The organism is Amycolatopsis sp. NPDC049253 (assembly GCF_040678995.1).
Taxonomy (GTDB): Bacteria; Actinomycetota; Actinomycetes; order Mycobacteriales; family Pseudonocardiaceae; genus Amycolatopsis.
Genome location: NZ_JBFAQX010000001.1, coordinates 1 through 15,464, shown reverse-complemented (window position 1 = coordinate 15,464; position 15,464 = coordinate 1). Strand labels below are relative to the sequence as shown.

The 15,464-nt window shown below is 70.1% G+C and carries 18 protein-coding genes, 1 tRNA gene and 1 pseudogene; 9 read left to right on the top strand and 11 right to left on the bottom strand.

Translation table 11 applies throughout. The features are described from left to right. Nucleotides 1-7 precede the first annotated feature (7 nt). Nucleotides 8-427, top strand: coding sequence for a PH domain-containing protein (locus tag AB0K15_RS00100; protein ID WP_364043418.1), 420 nt, complete (start codon nt 8-10; stop codon nt 425-427). On the opposite strand, the gene AB0K15_RS00095 is transcribed toward AB0K15_RS00100, so the two are convergent. Together AB0K15_RS00095 and AB0K15_RS00090 are read right to left on the bottom strand one after the other, a co-directional pair. Next, nucleotides 424-1,176 (bottom strand): rhomboid family intramembrane serine protease, encoded by a 753-nt coding sequence (locus tag AB0K15_RS00095; protein WP_364043415.1) that lies wholly within the window; start codon nt 1,174-1,176, stop codon nt 424-426. The two genes, AB0K15_RS00100 and AB0K15_RS00095, sit on opposite strands and share 4 nt — an antisense overlap. A 202-nt stretch (nt 1,177-1,378) precedes the next feature. Next, nucleotides 1,379-1,903, bottom strand: a complete 525-nt coding sequence (locus tag AB0K15_RS00090; RefSeq protein ID WP_285971318.1) for a peptidylprolyl isomerase — start codon at nt 1,901-1,903, stop codon at nt 1,379-1,381. Between the two features lie 206 nt (nt 1,904-2,109). On the opposite strand from AB0K15_RS00090, the gene AB0K15_RS00085 reads away from it, so the two are divergent. After that, entirely contained in the window at nt 2,110-2,733 is a 624-nt protein-coding gene (locus AB0K15_RS00085; RefSeq protein ID WP_364043412.1) for a hypothetical protein, read from the top strand. A 65-nt stretch (nt 2,734-2,798) separates the two neighbouring features. On the opposite strand, the gene AB0K15_RS00080 is transcribed toward AB0K15_RS00085, so the two are convergent. Together AB0K15_RS00080 and AB0K15_RS00075 are read right to left on the bottom strand one after the other, a co-directional pair. Then, nucleotides 2,799-3,251 carry a hypothetical protein gene (locus AB0K15_RS00080; RefSeq protein ID WP_364043409.1) on the bottom strand — a complete coding sequence of 151 codons (453 nt, stop codon included), beginning with the start codon at nt 3,249-3,251 and terminating at the stop codon, nt 2,799-2,801. A gap of 139 nt (nt 3,252-3,390) precedes the next feature. After that, complete coding sequence (locus AB0K15_RS00075) at nt 3,391-3,927, bottom strand: DUF2020 domain-containing protein (RefSeq protein ID WP_364043405.1); 537 nt, start codon at nt 3,925-3,927, stop codon at nt 3,391-3,393. A 159-nt stretch (nt 3,928-4,086) separates the two neighbouring features. On the opposite strand from AB0K15_RS00075, the gene AB0K15_RS00070 reads away from it, so the two are divergent. From AB0K15_RS00070 to AB0K15_RS00050, 5 genes and pseudogenes are all read left to right on the top strand, one after another. Beyond that, a complete protein-coding gene (locus tag AB0K15_RS00070; protein ID WP_364043402.1) occupies nt 4,087-4,509 on the top strand; it encodes a DoxX family protein in 423 nt (140 codons plus the stop codon). A 67-nt stretch (nt 4,510-4,576) separates the two neighbouring features. Further along, nucleotides 4,577-5,335 carry a hypothetical protein gene (locus AB0K15_RS00065; protein WP_364043399.1) on the top strand — a complete coding sequence of 253 codons (759 nt, stop codon included), beginning with the start codon at nt 4,577-4,579 and terminating at the stop codon, nt 5,333-5,335. A gap of 1 nt (nt 5,336) precedes the next feature. Then, complete coding sequence (locus tag AB0K15_RS00060; protein ID WP_364043396.1) at nt 5,337-5,975, top strand: pyridoxal 5'-phosphate synthase; 639 nt, start codon at nt 5,337-5,339, stop codon at nt 5,973-5,975. Nucleotides 5,976-6,648: 673 nt separating this feature from the next. Next, a complete protein-coding gene (locus tag AB0K15_RS00055; RefSeq protein WP_364043393.1) occupies nt 6,649-7,527 on the top strand; it encodes a hypothetical protein in 879 nt (292 codons plus the stop codon). 9 nt (nt 7,528-7,536) lie between these two features. Continuing rightward, nucleotides 7,537-8,373 (top strand): annotated as a pseudogene (locus tag AB0K15_RS00050) (PHP domain-containing protein). Here the strand turns inward: AB0K15_RS00050 and AB0K15_RS00045 are convergent. Further along, nucleotides 8,370-9,002 carry a TetR family transcriptional regulator gene (locus tag AB0K15_RS00045; protein WP_364043390.1) on the bottom strand — a complete coding sequence of 211 codons (633 nt, stop codon included), beginning with the start codon at nt 9,000-9,002 and terminating at the stop codon, nt 8,370-8,372. The pseudogene AB0K15_RS00050 and the gene AB0K15_RS00045 overlap by 4 nt on opposite strands. 73 nt (nt 9,003-9,075) lie before the next feature. Here AB0K15_RS00045 and AB0K15_RS00040 point away from each other — a divergent pair, with 73 nt between their 5' ends. Then, entirely contained in the window at nt 9,076-10,485 is a 1,410-nt protein-coding gene (locus AB0K15_RS00040) for an FAD-dependent monooxygenase (RefSeq protein ID WP_364043387.1), read from the top strand. Here AB0K15_RS00040 and AB0K15_RS00035 read toward each other — a convergent pair. Both AB0K15_RS00035 and AB0K15_RS00030 read right to left on the bottom strand, forming a co-directional pair. After that, a complete protein-coding gene (locus AB0K15_RS00035) occupies nt 10,464-10,880 on the bottom strand; it encodes a dihydrofolate reductase family protein (RefSeq protein WP_364043384.1) in 417 nt (138 codons plus the stop codon). The genes AB0K15_RS00040 and AB0K15_RS00035 overlap by 22 nt on opposite strands. Nucleotides 10,881-10,882: 2 nt before the next feature. Then, nucleotides 10,883-11,125 (bottom strand): dihydrofolate reductase family protein, encoded by a 243-nt coding sequence (locus tag AB0K15_RS00030; protein WP_364043381.1) that lies wholly within the window; start codon nt 11,123-11,125, stop codon nt 10,883-10,885. A 44-nt stretch (nt 11,126-11,169) separates the two neighbouring features. Here AB0K15_RS00030 and AB0K15_RS00025 point away from each other — a divergent pair, with 44 nt between their 5' ends. After that, complete coding sequence (locus AB0K15_RS00025) at nt 11,170-12,153, top strand: methyltransferase (RefSeq protein ID WP_364043378.1); 984 nt, start codon at nt 11,170-11,172, stop codon at nt 12,151-12,153. A gap of 102 nt (nt 12,154-12,255) precedes the next feature. Here AB0K15_RS00025 and AB0K15_RS00020 read toward each other — a convergent pair whose 3' ends face one another. The 4 genes from AB0K15_RS00020 to AB0K15_RS00005 all read right to left on the bottom strand — a co-directional run bounded on the left by AB0K15_RS00020 (nt 12,256) and on the right by AB0K15_RS00005 (nt 15,148). Next, nucleotides 12,256-12,918, bottom strand: coding sequence for a class I SAM-dependent methyltransferase (locus AB0K15_RS00020; RefSeq protein ID WP_364043375.1), 663 nt, complete (start codon nt 12,916-12,918; stop codon nt 12,256-12,258). Nucleotides 12,919-13,417: 499 nt separating this feature from the next. Then, nucleotides 13,418-13,490, bottom strand: a tRNA-Ala gene (locus AB0K15_RS00015). Between the two features lie 35 nt (nt 13,491-13,525). Beyond that, the gene (locus AB0K15_RS00010; RefSeq protein WP_220245417.1) at nt 13,526-13,699 is read right to left on the bottom strand and encodes a DLW-39 family protein; all 174 of its coding nucleotides are present in this window, start codon (nt 13,697-13,699) and stop codon (nt 13,526-13,528) included. A gap of 501 nt (nt 13,700-14,200) precedes the next feature. Further along, complete coding sequence (locus AB0K15_RS00005; protein WP_364043372.1) at nt 14,201-15,148, bottom strand: hypothetical protein; 948 nt, start codon at nt 15,146-15,148, stop codon at nt 14,201-14,203. Nucleotides 15,149-15,464 lie beyond the last annotated feature (316 nt).

Genomic DNA, 15,464 nt, shown 5'->3' with positions numbered 1-15,464 from the left:
AACCTCTGTGGATAACTACCCCACCTCGTGGGCACCCCAGTCGGCCCTTGTGGTAGTGGCCTGGCTGGTCACGGTCCTGCTGCTCGCCGGCGCGGTGCTCGACGCCCTCTTCGGCGACGGCAAGGGCGCGGTCCTGATGGGGTTCGCCACCGTGGCCGTCGGGGCGTTCGCGGTGCACTGGAGCGTGGTGCGCCCGCGGCTGTCGGTCGACGCCGAGGGCCTGGTCGCCCGCACGCTCGGCGGCACGCACCGCCTGCCGTGGGACCGCACCGGCATCCAGCTGCGCACCACCCGCAGGCTGGGCCGCGACGGCGTCACGCTGGAACTGGAACACGACGACGAGCTCTACATCTTCGGCCGCGTCGACCTCGGCGAAGACCCGCGCGACGTCCTCGACGCGATCACCGCCCTGCGCGGCGCGTTCTAGCCGGCCAGCGCCGAGAGCTCAACGCCGCGGTAGACGACCAGGCCCAGCAGCGCCACCACGATGATCGCCACGCCGATCGCCTGCCACCGCACGCGGTTGCGCTCCGGCGCGTAGAGCAGGGCCACGGCGACGAGCGCACCCGTGATGAGCCCACCGACGTGGGCGAGGATCGAAATGCCGGGGATCGAGAACGTGATGTACGCGTTGATCGCCAGTGTGACCAGCAGGCCGGCCGGGTTGAGCTTCAACTTGACGACGATCACCGCGTAGCAGCCCAGCAGCCCGAACAGTGCGCCTGAGGCGCCGCCGGAGACCTGGAGCGGGTTGTCGAAAAGCAGCACCGCGACGGACGCGCCGAACATCGACACGAAGTAGAGCGCCGTGTACCGGGCTTTCCCGAAGACCTGCTCCAGCGCGCGGCCGATCATCCACAGCGAGAACATGTTCGCGGCGATGTGGATGATCCCGAAGTGCACGAAGCCCGATGTGAAGATCCGCCACCACTCGCCGCCGACGAGTGTGGTGGCGGGCTGCATCCAGCCGAACTGCTCCAGAGGCGCATTGCCGTTGTCGAAAAGACTCTTCGTCTGCAACGCCGTGATCAGGTAGATCAGCACGTTGACGGCGAGCAGCGTCATCGTGATCACGACGGAGTCCGTCGGCCGGGCTCCCGCGATCGTGCGCGTGCCCATGCCGGAGTTCTGGTACTGGCGGTGCTGCTGCTTCGTCTGCTGCGAGCCGGCGTGCACGCAGTCGGTGCACTGGAAGCCGACGGGGGCTTCCCGGAGGCAGTCGGGGCACGCCGGACGTCCGCAGCGCGCACAGCTTAGGCCGGTCGGGCGGTTGGGGTGCCACCAGCAACCGGGGAGCGCGGCCTGCGGAGGGTACGCGGGGGGATTCGGCGGTTGGTTCACGATGACTCCAACCTACCGAAATCCCCCCGAGACGGCCTCAGGCCTCGATGGTGACCTTCTCGATGACGACGTCGGACAGCGGCTTGTCCGCCGGGCCGGTCGCCGCGCGCGCGATCGCGTCGACGACGTTGCGGGACTCCTGGTCCGCCACCTCGCCGAAGATCGTGTGCTTGAAGTTCAGGTGGGTCGTCGGCGAGACGGTGATGAAGAACTGCGAGCCGTTGGTGCCGGGCCCGGCGTTCGCCATCGCCAGCAGGTAGGGCTTGTTGAACTGCAGCTCGGGGTGGAACTCGTCGCCGAACTTGTAGCCGGGGCCGCCGCGACCGGTGCCGGTCGGGTCGCCGCCCTGGATCATGAAGCCGTCGATGACCCGGTGGAAGATCGAGCCGTCGTAGAACGGGCCGGAGTTCGTGCCCTGCGCGTTCGGCTGCGTGTACTCCTTGGAGCCGTCGGCCAGCCCCACGAAGTTCGCGACCGTCTTCGGCGCGTGGTCGGGGAGCAGGTTCACGTGGATGTCACCCTGATTGGTGTGCAGGGTGGCCTTGCGGGCGCTTTCAGTCACGCCGCCATCGTGCCATCCCTTCCCACATTTGGGGGGTTCAGGGGGCTCGCCGCGGGGGAACCTGGCGGCAAGACCCCAGGAAGATGGGCATTTCCCGAGGTTTCACCGGTTCCCGATGGGGGAAGACACAGCGTTACGCCGGGAAAAAGGGCACGATAGGTTACGGGCAACAGAGCGATATCAAAACGATTGGTGAGGTGAAGGCCATGACCCGGGCCGCAGATTCGGTGGGCGAGTCGGTGAAGTCCGGCGCGGTCGGCCTGCGCAAGCGAGCCACCGAAGCGGGCAAGGCGGGGGCGGCTTCGGCAGCGAAGGCCGCGGAAGCCGGCGCCGAAGAGTTCGCCAAGCAGAGCCGCCGGGCACGCAAGAAGCTCGCGAAGAAGACCGAGCTGACGCGCAAGGAGCTCAAGAAGAGCTCGGCCGCCGCTCGCAAGGAGGCCCTCGCCCGCATCGCCGAGCTGAAGAAGCCCGGTCGCAAGGCGAAGAAGGCCGCGATCAAGGCCGCGAAGTCCGCCGGTGAGTCGAAGCGCCGGGGCAAGAAGGACTTCAAGGCAGCGAAGAAGGACTTCCGCGCCGCGCTGGTCGAGGCGAAGTCGGCGGCCAAGGGCACGCGCAAGCGTCGCCGCTGGCCGTGGCTGCTCGGCCTGGGCGCCGTCGCCGTGGGCACGGCCGTGGTGCTGAAGTCGCGCCAGCAGGAGCCGCCGGTCGCCCCGGCGCCGCCGAAGGCCACCCCGCCGGCTCCCCCGGCGAAGCCCGCTTCGGAGACCAAGCCGTCTCCGGCGAGCAACGGCAAGGCACCCAGCACGCCGGCCGCCGAGAAGAAGAACTGAACCACACGCGAGGAGGGCCCCGGGACGGCGATCCCGGGGCCCTCTTCCGTTGCTACTGAAGCAGATCAGGCCATCGCGGCGTGCTTGTCGATGAGCTGGCCGAGGCGGGGCAGGGCCTCCTCGACGTTCTTCTTGCCGCCCGGACGCAGCTTCGAGTAGACCTTCTTGATGCTGTCGCGGCTGCTGCGGTCGGCGCGCGAGTCGGTGACGCTCAGCAGGGCGTCGGCGGCCGCGTCGGAGCGGCTGGTCAGGTAGGCACCGAAGTCGTTGCCGCCCTGGGCGCGGAAGTCGCCGTAGAACGGCTCGAGGGCACCGGCGAAGTCGTCCAGCAGGCTGTCGACCGCCGAGGGGATGATGCCCGGCTTGATCTTCTTGACGGCGGCGAAGCCGGTCTTGACGACGGCGCCGGAGACCCCGCCCTTGTCGGAGACCTCGGCGTCCACGAGGCCCTCGAGGTCGGTCACGACCGACGGGCGACGGCTGGAGTCGAGCAGGATTTCCTTGAGGGTGTCAGCCACGAATCTTGTCCTTGTCGTAGAGATGGCGAAGTGCTAGTGGTGCCGGACGGGCACCCGCCCGCGCGAGTGCTCCAGGGCCTGCGCGTGCCGCACAGGGTAATACAAGATCAACTTCACTCACCCGTGTGGAGGCCACTACTCAGAGCTTCAGGGCCGCGATAGCCTTCTTGGCCACTGTGCGTGCTTTGATGCTCTGCTGTTGGTTACTCGTCACGATGACTGCGGCTCCCCCCTTCGAGACCGCGTACACCACTCCGTCACCAGCCGGCTGGTAGCCGCCCTTCCACCCGGCGGGGTCGGAAGCGGGGTTCGAGGTGTCCACGGGCGCGGCGCGGTTGACCAGTTTCGTCGCGATGTCCTTCGTGCCCACGTACACCTGCACGGTGACCTGAAGCCCGCCGTCGGGGCGGTAGAAGAAGCACGACGGGTGCGGCTCGTCGTCGGACACGCGTACGGTCGTCACGTGCTGGCCGTTCGCGTCCTGCACCGTCTCGGCCGAGAGGTACGGGCACTTCGCTTCCCGGGCCGGCTGCGGATCGGGCGGCAGGCCGGGCTCAGCCGCGTGTTTGGTGGTCGTCGGCGGCGGCGCGGGCTGCGCGGTGCCCGCGATGGGGGTCGACACGCTGCAGCCGGCGAGCAACGCCAGGGCGGGCGCGAGAGCGAGGATTCGTCGCATAGCGCGCACAGTCAATCATGTCCAGTCACACGAGAGTGAAGAGCGAAAGGTTCAAGTTCCAGCGAGTAAGGGATCTTTCACTCACTGTGGTGATAGTTGAGAGTTGGCTTACCTAGCCTGGCAGTCACGTATTTTCCGACTGCCAGGGAGACGACAGCCGTGAAACTCTTCGACAGAGGCCGTGACCACGTCCTCGCGCTCTTCCGCATCGTGCTCGGTTTCCTCTTCTTCTGCCACGGTGCCTCGACCGTGTTCGGGCTCTGGGGCCAGGACGCCGCGGCCGTCGGCTCGTGGCCCGGCTGGTGGGCCGCGCTGATCCAGCTCGTCGGCGGCGCGGCCGTGACGCTCGGGATCGGCACGCGCGTCGCCGCCGTGATCTGCTCCGGCTCCATGGCGTTCGCGTACTTCACCGTGCACGTCGGCAAGGCCGTGCTACCCATCCAGAACGGCGGCGAGCAGGCCGCCATCTTCGCCTGGGCGTTCCTCCTGCTCGCCTTCACCGGCGGCGGCCACTGGGCGCTGACCGACTTGTTCCGCCGGACCCGCGGGGTCCCGGCCACCGGCACCGTCCCCGCCGCTTGACGGCCCCGGCCGCCCGGCGTGCGACGATGGGCGCCGGGCGGTCGGTTGTCGCGGTCAGGGGGTTCGAGTGTTCACGCCGGATCAGTACCTGCAGGTGGTGGCCGAGCGCGTCCAGCGCAGCGGCGGGCGGCTCAGCACCGTCCAGATCGGACCCGTGACGGCGGCCGTCGGGCTGTTCACCGAGTCGATCATGTTGTCCACCATGAACTACTGCGTCGTCGCGGCCGCCTACCCGGAGATCGACGCGCAGACGTTGTTCCAGTTCACCGCCCTCGCCACCCAGCACGCGCGCGCCAACGTGCAGGGCACCGTCGGCTGGACGGCCGGCTCCGTCGTGATCGCGGGCCTCGTCGGCCGCGTGCACCCCGACGCCGCCACGGCCGCGTCGGCGAAAACCGCCAACCAGTTCGGCGGCGAGACGCGCATGGTCGCCGTGGACCCGTACGCGGGCATGACGTACGCCTGGGTCGGCGGCAAGCTCTGGGGCGCGGCAGTGCAGGGTTCGGTGAACGCGAAGCTGCTGTTCTGCTTCCCGCAGCCGACGGAGGCGTACCAGCAGCTGCAGTGGCAAGCGCAATGGCAGGCCCAGCAGGCCGGGTACAACGCCGTGCCTGGGTATGGCGCCCCTGGCCCCACGCCGAACGATCCGGGCGCGGTTCCCGGCGCGACCGGTCCCACCACCGGCGGCCCCGGCCCCGGCGGCTTCCCCGGCCAGCAGATCCCATCCGGCTGGCAGCCGCAGATCCCGCCGCCCCCGGCCGCCGGCCCGCCCGGCCCCCAGCCACCGCACTACCCACCACCGGGCCGCCCACCGTACGGTCAGTGACATGGTTTCCCTACGCGGCTGGCAATCCTTCCCCGAAGAACTCCCGCCCTTCGACCCGGACACGGCCCCGGAAACCCCCGAAGAGCTGTTCCTCGAATGGCTCACGGAGGCCGGCGAACACGTCCTCGCCCCCCACGCGGTGACACTGTCCACTGTGGATGCCGACGGCTTTCCCGACGCCCGCGTGGTCATCCTCAAGGACGTCGCCCCGTCCGCGTGGGCCATCGCCACCAGCTCGGAAAGCCCGAAGGGCCACCAGTTGGACAGCACTCCCCACGCCGCCCTCACCTTCTTCTGGCCCGGCCGCGGCCGCCAGGTCCGCGTCCGCGGCACCGTCGCCCCCGCCTCCCCGGAGGTCTCGGCGGAAGACTTCCTGGCCCGCCCAACGGCGTCCCGCGTCGAGGCGTTCATCGGCCACCAGTCCGAACCCCTCCCGGACCCCGCCAAACTCACCGAAGCCGCCGACGCCGCCGCCCACTGGGTCGCCGAAAACCCCACCGCCGCCCCGAAAACCTGGACGCGCTACCTCGTCACCCCCACGACGGTCGAGTTCTGGCAAGCCTCACACGACCGCCGCCATCTCCGCCTCCGCTACCTCCGCACCGACGACACCTGGACCCGCGAGCGACTCTGGCCCTGACGGGCCGCGCCCTTCAGACCTCCAGCCGCGCCAACGCGGCCCGGCCGCGTCGGCTTCCCGCCTGCGTCCGCTGGCTGCGGAAGAGGGCAGACAAGCTGAGCCCGGCAGCGTCAGCGGCTGCGTGTCAAGCGCGGTCGCAGCAGTCGGCACGAGATGCCGGCGCGGTCCCGAAAACGGCCGGGCGGCGGTGAGCGTCAGTGCGAGAAACACGACCCTCGCGGATGCCAGACCGTTGATGCCCCGCCGGCGCTACGGTGCGGCGCTCAAGCGCACGGGCGTCGGCAGAATCGCAGGTGACCGGCGCGGTCGGCCGGGGTGCTGGGCACCCAGCTGACGACGGTCCAGTGCTTCGGGAACCGCCCCGAAGGAAGACCCCAGCGCACGGGCGTCCGGAACCGGCAGCGGAAGGCGCGAGGCGAGTGAAGGCAGCCAGTGGTGGTCCTTCACCAGCAGTTCGGACGCGCGTTCCGTCGCGGACGGCAGCCGGACGGCGAGGTCGTCGCCGATGCGCCAGAGCCGATTGCCCAGCGGTGGCGGCGTGGCGCAGCGGGAGCGCGACGAGGTCGGGGTGCTGGTCGCGCAGGAGGGCGCGGACCAGCTCTTCGGTCATGAGCGGTCCCCCGGTGTCCGAACTGTTCAAGACGCGCGCGCGGGAGCGTGCGACGGTGGTCGTATGACTGTGAACCTCGCTGCTGCCGCGTCCTTCCTCGCCACGCACGGGCGGGTGCTCGACCGCCGCCGGTTCGAGTTGCTGTTCGGGGACGGTGATGCGGAGGCCGTGCTCTCGGCCGTCGCGGGATACCGCAACGCCGACGGTGGGTACGGCTGGGGCCTTGAGCCCGACCTGCGCGCGCCGGAGAGCCAGCCGGGCGGGGCGCTGCACGCGTTCGAGGTGTTCGAGGACATCGCGCCGAAAACCACGCCGCTGGCGCTGGAGCTGTGTGACTGGCTGGAGTCCGTGTCGCTGCCGGGCGGCGGGTTGCCGTTCGCGTTCCCCGTCGCGGACCGCGCCGGGAGCGCTCCATTTTGGACGGACGCCGACCCGACGAAGTTCTCCCTGCAGAGCACGGCTTTCGTCGCGTCGACGGCGTTGCGCGTCGCGGCGCACGACAAGGCCGTGGCGGAACACCCGTGGCTCACCGCGGCCGTGTCGACCTGCCTGGACGCCATCGCCCGGGTGGAGGAGCAGCCGCACGCGATCGAGCTGTCGTTCGCCATCCGGTTCCTCGACGCCGCGCACGCCAGCCGCCCGGAGGCCGACGAGCTCCTCGACCACCTCGGCAAGTTCCTGCCGGCCGACGGCATCCTCCACGTCGCCGGCGGCGGCGAGGACGAGGTCTTGCGGCCACTGGACTTCTCGCCGATCCCCGGCCCGTCGCGCAAGGTGCTCGACCCCGCGGCGGTCGCCGCCGAGCTCGAACGCCTCGAGTCCCAGCAGCTCGAAGACGGCGGCTGGACGGTCGATTTCGCCAGCTTCTCACCGGCGGCGTCGCTCGAATGGCGCGGCTACGCCACCGTTCGCGCGATTTCGGTGCTGCGGGCCAACTCGTAGTGTGAGGGCGTGCTGCCGCAGGACAGCCACGTCCACACCGAGTGGTCGTGGGACACCGTCACCGGGTCGATGGTCCAGTCGTGCCGGCGCGCGCTCGCGCTCGGCCTGCCGTCGGTGGCGTTCACGGAGCACGCCGACCTCACGCCGTGACTCATCCCGGAGCCCATCCGGCCGCACCTGCCTGACCACTTCCGCGTACGGCTGCGGACCGACGGTGTGCTGGAGCCGCCGGCCCTCGACGTCGAGGGTTACCTCGCGTGCGTGCAGGAGTGCCGAGAACGGTTCCCGGACCTGCGGATCCTGTCGGGCGTGGAGCTGAGCGAGCCGCACTGGCACCGGCCGGAGGCGGACGCGTTGCTGGCGCCGCACCACTTCGAGCGGGTGCTGGGGTCGGTGCACTCGCTGCCGGAGGGGACTCACCACTACGAGCTGAGCGTGATCGCGGACCGCCCGGCCGACGCGACGCTGCGCGCGTACCTGGGCGAGGTGCTGGGCCTGGTCGAGTCGACGGCCGATTTCGAGATCCTGGCCCACATCGACTACGCGCTGCGCACCTGGCCTTCGTCGAAACCCTTCGTCGCCGCGGACTTCGAGGAGGAGTTCCGCACGGTCCTGCGGGCGCTGGCCGGCAGCGGGCGCGCCCTGGAGCTCAACACGAAAGTCCCCCTGCCGCGCGACGTCCTGCTGTGGTGGGCCGCCGAGGGCGGCCGGATCCTCTCCTTCGGCAGCGACGCCCACGCACCCGAACTCGTCGGCCACGCTTTCGCCGAGGCCGCCGCGCTGGCGGCTTCGTGCGGATTCCAGCCGGGCCGGACTCCGCACGACCTGTGGATCCGCCGGGGCTAGCTCTTACCGAGCGTCCCCAGGCCGTTCATCAGCAGGTCGAAGCCCAGTTCAGCCGCCGCGACCGCGTCGGGATACGCGTCGGTGGCGGAGACGCCGTTCGCCATGCGGTGGTGGTTCTCCCTCGACAGCCGCCACTGCACGGATGCGATCTGCGCGGCCGCCAGGCGCGCGGTTTGCGCCGGCAGATCCGGTGACTCGCCGAGCTCGGCCGCGAGCGCCAGCTCCCCGCTTTCCCGGAACCGCAACATGCTCGACAGCAGGGTCGGCGTGCCCATGATCAGGCGGTACAGGGCGAGCACCTGAGGAAGGTCGCAGAGCCCGGTGATCGGGTCGTGGCGACGCAGGCCGTCGAGGAAATGCTCGCGCAGCGCGGGAAGCGGCGCTTCGCGGTGCGCGCGGACGACGCGCGCGCTCTCGTGCTCGTGGTCGGCGATGCGGTGCAGGACGAGGTCGTCCTTGCCCTGGAAGTAGGCGAACAACGTCCGCCGCGACACCTCCGCGGCCTCCGCGACCTGCGAGATCGACACCTGGTCGAAGCCGTGCTCGAAGAACAGCTTGAGAGCGGCGTTCGAGATCGCCTCACGCGTGCGCTGCTTCTTTCGCTCACGCAGGCCGGTCTGCTCGTCCACGAAAACAGGCTACCGCGTTGGTGCACTCAGGGCTATATTGCACCCAGTATACTTCTGCACTGAGGAGCACTTCATGGACGTGGTGGTGATCGGAGCGGGCCCGACCGGGTTGACGCTGGCGCACGAGCTGGCCCTCGGCGGCGCCGAAGTCGTGGTGGTGGAAAAGCTGACCGAGCGCATCGAGCAGACGAAGGGCGGCACGATCCAGCCGCGCACCGCCGAGCTGCTCGACGCGCGGGGCCTGCTCGACGCGATCCTGGAGCGGCAGTTCGACCGCGTCGCCGTCGGCGGGCACTTCGCCGGGCTGCCGGTGCCGCTCGACTGCACGCCTTGGCAGACCAGGCATCCCCACTCGATCGGCATTCCACAGTGGAAGGTCGAGGAGGTACTGGAGGCGGCGGCGACCGCCCGCGGCGCGCGCGTGCTGCGTGGCCAGGCCGTCGCCGCGATCCAGGCCGACGACGCCGGCGTCACCGTGACCACCGACCGGGACCTGCGCGCCCGGTACGTCGTCGCCTGCGACGGCGCGCACAGCACCGTGCGCAAGCTGCTGGACCTGCCGTTCCCCGGCCGGCCCGGCACGTATCGAGCCGTGCTCGCCGACGTGCGCCTGTCGGCCGTCTCCGAGCTGGTGCCCTCACGAGCCGGACACATGAGCGCGATGACCAGGACCACCGCCGACCAGTGGGGCATGCTCGTGCCGACCGGCGGTGGCCACTACCGCTTCACCTACGGCAAGCTGGATGAGGCCGAGCCTCCGATGACCGCGGAAGCCGTGCAGCAGGCCCTCACCGCGATCTACGGCGAACCCACCACGCTGGGCGAGGTCCTCACGATCTCCCGCTTCAGCGACGCCACCCGCCAGCTCGAAAACTACCGCCACGGCCGCGTTTTCTTCGCCGGCGACGCCGCCCACATCCATCCGCCGCTCGGCGGGCAGGGCCTCAACCTCGGTGTGCAGGACGCGTTCAACCTCGGCTGGAAGCTCGCCGCGGCGCTGAACGGAGCCGCGGGCGGCCTCCTCGACACCTACCAGACCGAACGCCACCCGAAGGCCGCCCGCGTGCTGCACCACACGTCGGCCCAACGCGTTCTCGCCGTGCCGAACCCGGACCCCGATCTGCTCGCGCTGACCGAGATCTTCACCGACCTCATGCGCCTGCCCGACACCAACCGCTACCTCGCCGGGATGATGTCCGGTTTGGACGATCCCGCGCGGCTGCCCGATCTGGACCTCCTGACCCCCGACGGACCGACCCGCGTGGCCGAGCTCCTGCGCGAAGGACGCACCGTCCTGCTCGATTTCACCGGCGACGTCGAGCTGCCCGCCGGCTGGGCCGACCGCGTGAACCTGGTGCGCGCCAAGGCAGACACGGCGTTGCCGGCCGTGCTGCTCCGCCCAGACGGCGCCGTCGCCTGGCGCGGCGACACCCCACTCGAAGGCGCGCTGCGCGAGACCTTTCAGCCGGCCTTGGGCGCGTAGCGGATCAGCACGACGTCGCCGATCGCCCGCGTGTCCAGCAGTTTCATCCGCCCGCCCGGGTACAGGGCGGGCAGCAGGAACCGCGGCGCGGCGGCGGCGCCGACCACGAGCGGCGCGATGGCGAGGTGGATCTCGTCGGCCAGGCTCTGGGAGAGGAACGCGGTGTGGATCTGCCCGCCGCCTTCGACCATGAGCCGCCGGACGCCGCGACGGCCGAGGTCGTCGAGCAGCGCGCCGAAGTCGACCTGTGGTCCGAGCGCGACGACTTCGGCGAGCCGGCCGAGCCGTTCGCGCGCGGCCGGCGCGCCCGTTTCGGTGGTGTACACGAGCTTTTCCCCACCGTGGTGCCAAAACTTCCACTCCGGGTCGACGTCGCCCGACGCCGTCACGGTCACCTTCAGCGGGTACGCGGGCTTGCCGGCCCGCACGCGTTCGGCCCGGCGTTTTCGCTGTTGACCAGCAGCCGCGGGTTGTCGGCGCGGATCGTGCCCGCGCCGATCAGGATGGCGTCGGACTCCGCGCGCACCTGGTCGACGCGGTCGAAGTCTTCGGCGTTGGACAGCAGCAGCCGGTCAGGGGTCGTGTCGTCGATCGCCCCGTCGACACTCGTCGCGACGCTCAGCAGCACGTGGGGACGCATCGGCGCTCCTTTTTCGGTTGACCGGCCCGGCACAGTAGATCTTCGTGACCCACGACGATACGAACTCCCTGCGCCGCCTCGCCGGACTCGCGACGCCGATGGCGCTGCGCGTCGCCGTGACCCTCGGTCTGCCCGCGCGTCTGCGCATCCCCGCGCCGGCCGCCGAACTCGCCGCCGAGCTGGAGGTGGACGCCGTCGCGCTCGGCCTGCTGCTCGACCACCTCACGACGCTCGGCGTCCTCGAACACACCCCCGCCGGCCACCGCACCACCGCGTATGGCGAAAGCCTCCGCGACGACTTCACCGAAACGCTCCTCAACCTGAACACCGCCGGAGGGCGCGCCGAGCTGGCGTTCATCGAGCTCGCCCACAGCATCACCACCGGCGAAGCCGCCTACCCGCGTCGCTACGGCCAGGACTTCTGGGCCGATCTCGCCGACGACGAGCACCTGCGGAAATCCTTCGACCGCCAGATGACCTTCCGCATTCGCGAGCAAATCCCGCAGATCGTCGCCGGCTACGACTGGTCGCGGTTCTCGACGATCGTCGACGTCGGCGGTGGCCGGGGCGACATCCTCGCCGCCATCCTCGTCGCGAACCCCGGGTTGCGCGGGCACCTGCTCGACCTTGCCCCGACCGCCGCCGACGCCCGCCGCACCTTCGCCGCCCATTCCCTGGACGTCCAGGTCACCGCCGGCAGCTTCTTCGACCCACTCCCGCCCGGTGCCGACGCCTACCTGCTCGTCGACATCCTCCACGACTGGGACGACGCCCACGCCCACCGAATCCTGGCCCGCTGCACCGAAGCCGCCGGCCCGACGGGCCACATCCTCGTCGTCGAACCCGTCACCGGCCGCCAGGCGAACACCGAAAGCGCCCTCGCCATGCTCACCATCTTCGGCGGCCGCGAACGCCACCTCGCCGAGTTCCGGGCGCTCGCCTCGGCCCACGGCTTGACGCTGGACACCGTCACGGACCTGACGTCGCAGCGGTGCTTGCTCGAGTTCCGCCGATTCGCGGGTCATTGACCGAGGTCGGCTCCGGGTCTGGGGGTCGCGCCCCGAAAACACCACGGAGCGAGCCGGTTGGCATACCTGCGGTTTTGCGACACCGTTCCCGGCGAGTCCGCGCTACTCGCCGCTAGCCTCCGGCAGTGCCGGGCGTCGCGCGGCGAGCAGCACCTGGGGGCGCGGTTGCGGTGGCTGCGCAGGTATCCGCAATTCGGCGATCACCTCCAGACCGGCGTCGGCCAGCATTCCGGCCAGCTCTTCGGGGCGATACAGGTGAGTCGTCCAGGACACCGGCAGGCCGCCGTAGCCCTTGGTCCGCGGCACGTCACCGTCGCCGACATGCGTGCCGACAAGGGCCTGACCACCGGGCACGAGCGCCTCAGCGAAGGTCTTCAGCACACCGGGAAGCGCCTCACGCGGAAGGTTGAACAGCGACCACCAGCCGAGCACGCCGCCGAGCGATGCCGGCGCGAGGTCGAGTTCGGTCGCCGAAGCGACAGAAAACCGCAGGTCGGGGTAAAGCCGCCGGGCGTGCTCGACCATGCGCGGCGACAGGTCGACACCCGCAGCGTCCAGCCCGAGTTCGGTGAGGTGCGCAGTGATGGTGCCCGGGCCGCAGCCGACGTCCAGGACCGGGCCGAGCCCGCGGACGGACTCCGCGAAGGCGGCAAGCGCGGCCCGTAGCCACGGCTCCTCCTCCAACCGACCCACTCCAAGCTCCACATAGACGTCGGCGACCCGGTCATAAGACTCACGGACCCGCAGAAGATCGGATGGCTGCACGGACGGCACCGTACCGAGGCATGACGAACGCGAGCAAAGACGCTTGCCGGCCCGAAGGCCGCGGAGATTCAAGGGCGCACAAGCCCGGGCGCTCTTACCCCGCCGGAACCCTCCGGTTCGGCGATGCGGGCGAGGGAGCACAGCTTCCGGCGGCTGTGAGTGAAGATGAAGTCTGCGCAGATCCCGGAGGGCGTGCACTTCCCTCCGCCACCGCGGCAACGAACTGGCCGCCGAAGGCGGCGCGACAACGTGTGAGCTGATGTCCCGCGTGGGCCACTCGGGCCGCGCTGCGGTACCAGCACGCACGGCGCGAGCGCGACCACACGATCGCCGACTCGATGAGCCACAACATCGAGCCCGCGCGCAAGCGCCCGCAGGGCAAGCGTGCCCGTCGGCAGGGGCGCGGAGGGCACGGCCAGAGGTACGGCCGCCTGATACGACGAAGGCCAGGTCAGCGGAAACGCCCTCTGACCTGGCCTTTGTCATGTCTACTGTGGAGTGGAGCTGAGGGGAATCGAACCCCTGACCCCCGCCTTGCAAAGGCGGTGCTCTACCAATTGAGCTACAGCCCCGAGCGCGGGTGCCCGTGGGTCACCCGCGCGGTGAGTCAGTTGCGGGAAGCGTCCGCGGCCTTGGCCGGGGTGCTGCCGTTCGCGGAGACCGGGCCCGTGGGGGCGGTCGCCTGGCGCCAGAGGTCCGCCTCGGCCTTGGCAGCCTTGTTGCGCTTGACGACGAACAGGACGCCGCCCGCGACGACTGCGAGTGCCAACAGCTTCTTCATCTGAAGCCCCCTTTTCCAGCTTGCTTCCGTACTCCACGATGCTACTGCACGCGCTGAGCGCAGGATCCGGCGGTTCCGGGGCCTGGTTCCACGTGGAACCACCGGCGACCCGCGTCACCGGCCGAACGGAATACCTCCGGTGGGTGCGCCGTTGAACATGCTGGTCGGTGCGCCCAACGTGTCCCCCGGGCTCACACCTTTGCCTTCGCGGAATACCGTTCGGCTGGAGCCGCGTCGTGCCTTTCGCCGAGAGGCGACCGTGCGCGTGCCGACCGCAGACATGTCAGCCCTGCCGGCCTTCTCTTCCCGGCAGGGCTGACTTGCGTCTGGCGGGCGTCGCGCGCACGCCCGCGAGGCCCGACTCCACCAGGTCCGGCCGCCCCGTCGCGACGCCGTGGGTCACCTCGAACCACGGCCCAGCCGGTGCCACGCCCACGCCAGGCTCCGCGCGCGGTCGTCGCACACGCGACGACCGGTCAGCGCCCGGTTCCTGGCCACCCGCTATCCCGGGCAGCCGGTGCGCGCGAGGACGCCGTGGCCCGTAACGACGGTGGTGGGGCCGATGTCGCCGGGCCGGACGGACAGCTGCGCCGCGACGTCGTCGGCGTCGCATTTGTCGGGCACGTTGTACTCGGCTTGGAGCTGGCGGTACCGATCGCGGAACCTGAGCGCTGCCTCCTTGCCCACGTGCGCCAGGAGGATGTCGTCGAAGGAGCCGGCTGGCCATGGGTTCTCCTCGTGCGGCAGCCAGAAGCCCGCCTCGCCCGGGTGCGGCGGGCCGATCTGCTCCTCCGGCACCATTACGTCGTACCAGCGGGCCACTGTCCCGTTCTCCGCGATGAACCACGACGTCGTCGAGTCGCCGTGGCTCTTGAGATACAGGTGCGCCGCGCCGAACCGCCGGCTCAGAGCGACGCACCTTTCCCGTCGCACGGTCCGCTTGGCGGCCTCATTGGCCCACATCTGCTTGACGCCATGGGGATCCTCGACGCCGTCGGCAAGAGTGCCTCGTGTGTGGAAATCCTCCGCCGGCTCGCCGAACACCAAGGTCCAGCCGTCCAGCACCGGGCTGACGTAGATCACGGAACATCGGCCGTGGTCCAGCCACCAGCGGTGACCTTCGTACCGCCACGCCAGACGTCCCATGCGCATCGTCACCGGCACCGGCGACGACAGCCCGAACGCATCCAGCACCGCCTCCTGGTCACCAGTCGGCAAGGCGTACCAGAACTCGCACGCGTTCAGCGGCAGCGGCTTCTCCTGCGGCACCAACGCGAAATCGAACGGTTCGCGCAACGTCGCAATCACGGCCAGCGCCGCCTCCCTCAGCGACAGCGACGACAATGCCTCACGCACCGCCGAAATCTCCGCCGGTCCCAAGTCGCGCAAGGAAAACGGGTTGTAGTCACCATCGGTGGCGATCTGGCTCAAGAGCTCGGCAACGTCCACATCGCGAACTTAGGGCAGAGCCGCGAAGTTTGGTCCGTATTGGTAGCGACACAAAGGACCGGACACCGCGCGAGGGCGCCCCAACTTTGTGTCGCGGCTTCCCAACGCACCCACGCTGGATCCGCCACCGATCGCACGGAGGGGGCCTGGGGGCTCGACCCCAGATACAACACCGCCCAGTCACAGTCTGCGCATTCCGCAGACAGGACTGGGCGAACTGGGTGGGCCCACCAGGACTTGAACCTGGGACCTCTTCGTTATCAGGGCAAATCCCCGTGTTTTTGACCTTGGCGTCTTGGCGCTGGCCAGGCACGCG

Bases quoted from the DNA above. Each gene is read 5' to 3' on its own strand.
- AB0K15_RS00085 (WP_364043412.1), top strand. From the start codon at position 2,110: ATGACCCGGGCCGCAGATTCGGTGGGCGAGTCGGTGAAGTCCGGCGCG.
- AB0K15_RS00075 (WP_364043405.1), bottom strand. From the start codon at position 3,927: ATGCGACGAATCCTCGCTCTCGCGCCCGCCCTGGCGTTGCTCGCCGGC.
- AB0K15_RS00060 (WP_364043396.1), top strand. From the start codon at position 5,337: ATGGTTTCCCTACGCGGCTGGCAATCCTTCCCCGAAGAACTCCCGCCC.
- AB0K15_RS00055 (WP_364043393.1), top strand. From the start codon at position 6,649: ATGACTGTGAACCTCGCTGCTGCCGCGTCCTTCCTCGCCACGCACGGG.
- AB0K15_RS00040 (WP_364043387.1), top strand. From the start codon at position 9,076: ATGGACGTGGTGGTGATCGGAGCGGGCCCGACCGGGTTGACGCTGGCG.
- AB0K15_RS00030 (WP_364043381.1), bottom strand. From the start codon at position 11,125: ATGCGTCCCCACGTGCTGCTGAGCGTCGCGACGAGTGTCGACGGGGCG.
- AB0K15_RS00010 (WP_220245417.1), bottom strand. From the start codon at position 13,699: ATGAAGAAGCTGTTGGCACTCGCAGTCGTCGCGGGCGGCGTCCTGTTC.